Raw genomic sequence first — 513 nt, 5'->3', positions numbered from 1 at the left:
CGACCCCACCACCGCCTGCCGCGACACCCGCGCCGCCACCTGCCCCGTCCCCGGCCACCCCTGCCTCACCGGAATCGAACCCGCCGACGTGGTCGCGGCGCTGCGTCTGATCGGTGTGGCCGCCGACGCGGGCCGGACCGTCGCGGCGCACCCGGACCCGGCCCGTGGGGCGCTGACCGCCACGAGCGGGAGCGGCCGATGAACATCCTCCTGTGGCACGTGCACGGCTCGTGGACCACGGCGTTCGTGCACGGCCGGCACCGCTACCTCGTCCCGGTGACCCCCGACCGTGGCCCCTACGGCCTCGGCCGGGCCCGCACCTACCCCTGGCCGGACAGCGCCGTGGAGGTCACCCCGGAGGAGCTGACCGGCGCCGACGTGGACGCGGTCATCCTGCAACGGCCCGAGGAGCTGGACCTCGCGGAGAAGTGGCTGGGGCGCCGACCCGGCCGGGACGTCCCCGCCGTCTACGTCGAGCACAACACCCCGAAGGACGGCGACGTCCCCCACAGC

The 513-nt window shown here is 76.0% G+C and carries 2 pseudogenes; both read left to right on the top strand.

The annotated features are described in order from the left end of the window. Positions 1 to 202: pseudogene (locus SM573_RS29735) on the top strand (hypothetical protein); the annotation flags it as partial. Continuing rightward, positions 199 to 513: pseudogene (locus SM573_RS29730) on the top strand (glycosyltransferase family 1 protein); the annotation flags it as partial. The pseudogenes SM573_RS29735 and SM573_RS29730, both read left to right, overlap by 4 nt.

The organism is Micromonospora xinjiangensis, from assembly GCF_056150165.1.
This window is presented reverse-complemented; position numbering and strand designations above follow the sequence as displayed.